The 2,951-nt window shown below is 27.1% G+C and carries 2 protein-coding genes; one reads left to right on the top strand and one right to left on the bottom strand.

The genetic code is table 11. The features are described from left to right. Positions 1-116 precede the first annotated feature (116 nt). Positions 117-692, top strand: a complete 576-nt coding sequence (locus VN21_RS04540) for a DUF3867 domain-containing protein (RefSeq protein ID WP_046822252.1) — start codon at positions 117-119, stop codon at positions 690-692. Positions 693-723: 31 nt separating this feature from the next. On the opposite strand, the gene VN21_RS04535 is transcribed toward VN21_RS04540, so the two are convergent. Beyond that, positions 724-2,871: a YhgE/Pip domain-containing protein gene (locus tag VN21_RS04535; RefSeq protein WP_046822251.1), complete on the bottom strand. Its 2,148-nt coding sequence runs from the start codon at positions 2,869-2,871 to the stop codon at positions 724-726. Between the last annotated feature and the right edge of the window lie 80 nt (positions 2,872-2,951).

Genomic DNA, 2,951 nt, shown 5'->3' with positions numbered 1-2,951 from the left:
TTTAGTGGAGAATATAAATTAAATATAAGCTAAATTTCAATATGTAGACATTAAAACTTTATTAGAATATAATAGTAATAAGGTTAAAAGATAAAGGTTAATCAGGAGGTAAAGCGATGTCAGACGATAGAATAATTGATTTCAATGAATTAAAAAATAAAGTAAAAGATTCTGATGTAGATAAGTTTGAACAATATATATATACTCTGTATAACTCAGTAATGAGTGGTAGTATGAGTATGGTCGAGTTTTCTAAAAAAATAATGGAATATATGAATAAAAATAACATATCTCAAGAAAAATTTATAAATATACAAAAGAAATTTATGGAGAGATATGGAATGGATTCTTCTGAAATTGATGAACAATTAAAGAATATTGGTATAGATCCTAAAAATATAGATTTAAGTAATATGGACAATGTCAATTTTGAAGAAATAAAAAAAAGTATAGGGTTTTACGAAAAATATAATTTTAAGATAAAACCAAAAGCTTCTGTAGAAACATATATAAAAAATGATCATAATGATATAAGAATTATACTAGATCAAGAACAAGTTACTTTAATAAGTAAAGGAAAGATAAATCTTGTTGATGCAGAGCTTAATGAACTTTTACTATCATACAAAAACTCACTAGATAAGACTATAAATATAACTATGTGTGAAAACATAACAGAATATGATTATTAAAAAAGAGATAGGAATTATCCTATCTCTTTTTTTAATGTTCAGAAAGACCACTCTCGCTGAATTTTTCATTAAATTTATGATAAATTTTGTTTATAGGTTTTTTTAGAGGTAATGCAATTATAAGAGAAATTACTATATAGAATGTTAGAATAGATAAATCTCTATATAATACAGGAGTATAAACCCCACCTACAGACTCTCTTAACATAGAAATTGCATAAGTAAATGGGAGATATGGATTTACCATTTGGAAAAACTCAGGTGTAACCTCTATTGGGAATGTACCACCTGAACCAGCTACTTGGATAACCAAAAGTATAATTCCCATAGCTTTACCCATATTACCGAATACAGAAAGTAAAGAGTATACAATAGCTGTAAACACTATACTTGTAAACACAGAACCTAATACTAGTAGAACTGGATCTACAGGTTTTACACCAAGAACATAAATATCTCCTAAACTTACTATTAGTGCTTGGATTATTGCAATTGCTACAAATGTAAGTCCTCTACCAAAATAAACTTCATAAGATTTATAATCTCCATGGACTTCAGCAGATAAAAGTGAAGATAGCAAAAGCAATCCAACCCATAGTGATAATACTGTATAGAATGGAGTCATAGCTGATCCATAATTTTCTATAGGATATAACTTATTTTCTTTAACCGTAACAGGTTCTTTTAAGAAATTCTTTTTAGATACTATATCATTTTTAAGCAATTTAACTAAATCATTAAGATTTTCTTCGTCATTTATCTTTTTAACTGCATCAGTAAGTTCATTTACCATACTTTCTACTTTAGGTAATTTTTCTTTAGCGTAGTTGATTCCTTCAAGACCTTTATCTGACAACTTAAGTGTAGTATTTAGTATATCTTCAGCCTGAGGAAGTTTATTTTCAGCTTCTTGAAGTGTTTTTATAACATCATCACTAACTGAATATCCCTTTTCAAATATATCATTTATAGGTCCTGAAACTTTACCATCAAAATTATTATATAATGAAGATGTAATTGACTGTATGTCAGAGCCTATCTTTAAGACATTACCTAAAACATCATCTGCAGGTGTTTGTCCACTTTGAATTTGACTCTTTATCGAACTTAAAGAATTCATACCTTGAGTTAATTTTGAATCTAAATCCTTTAATCTATTTATAGTATCACTTAAAGGATGGTTTTGAGTAAGGTTATTTAATTTAGTTAAAAACTCTAAAACAGAATTATTTATAGTTGCTAAATTATGTAACTTACTTGATAGATTATCTATTAGCATTATAGCATCATCAGAACCATTCTTAATTGCATTGTTAAGTGCATTTGCAGTATCCATAATTGAGTTAGATATATCATTCATTAAACCTATATCATTTTTTATTATAGGAGCAACTTTATTTATACTATCTTGAGAGCTCTTTAAAAACTTTTGAACATCAGCTGACAATCCTTGAGCTTGGTTTATAGTATTTTTTATTAAAGGTAAATCTTTTTGAATATCTTTAACTAAATCAGTAGCTTTAACAACACCATTAGATGCAAGATTTATTGTTTCGTTTAAATCTCCAAATTTACCTTGCACTTCAACTAAAGAATTTTCAACATCGTTTAGTTTTGGAATTTGACCTTCAAGTTCTATTCCTAATTCATTAGATACTTCAAATAAAACTTGACTTACTGTTTCAACTACAGTTTGATTTATTTGTAATTGTATAGTAGATGCTCCTTTATCCGTAATTTTTGGAGCAATAGCATTTATCTTCTCATTTACAGAGTAAATTAATTCACCTTTTTTTACATCAGATGATATCAGAGAAGTTAAATCTTTTGAGAAATTTGCAGGTATTTCAATAGATGCATAATATTTACCATCTTTAACACCCTTTAAAGCGTTGTCTTTATTAACAAATTTCCAACCTAAATCAGAGTTATCTCTTAGGTTTTTTACAAGTTCATCACCGATATTTATTTCTTTGTCCCTTACAGTAGTCCCTTTATCGTTGTTTACGATAGCTACAGATATGTTACTAGTACTACCATATGGATCCCAAGATGCCTTTATATTAAACCATGCATATAAAGAAGGTAAAATACAAAGTGCGATTACAACTATAAGCATAGCATAATTTGTAAATATGTCTTTTAAATCTTTTTTAAATATATTAAGGATGTTTCTCAATATAATATTCACCTCCGAAAGTAAGAATTCTAACAAATTTAAATTATAATGTTTTTAGTTCAAATAGTCAATATTAAAAT

The sequence above is a fragment of the Paraclostridium benzoelyticum genome, from assembly GCF_001006285.1.
Lineage (GTDB): Bacteria > Bacillota > Clostridia > Peptostreptococcales > Peptostreptococcaceae > Paraclostridium > Paraclostridium benzoelyticum.
This window is presented reverse-complemented; position numbering and strand designations above follow the sequence as displayed.

Excerpts from the sequence above, each read along its gene's own strand:
- VN21_RS04540 (WP_046822252.1), top strand. The coding sequence starts at position 117 with ATGTCAGACGATAGAATAATTGATTTCAATGAATTAAAAAATAAAGTA.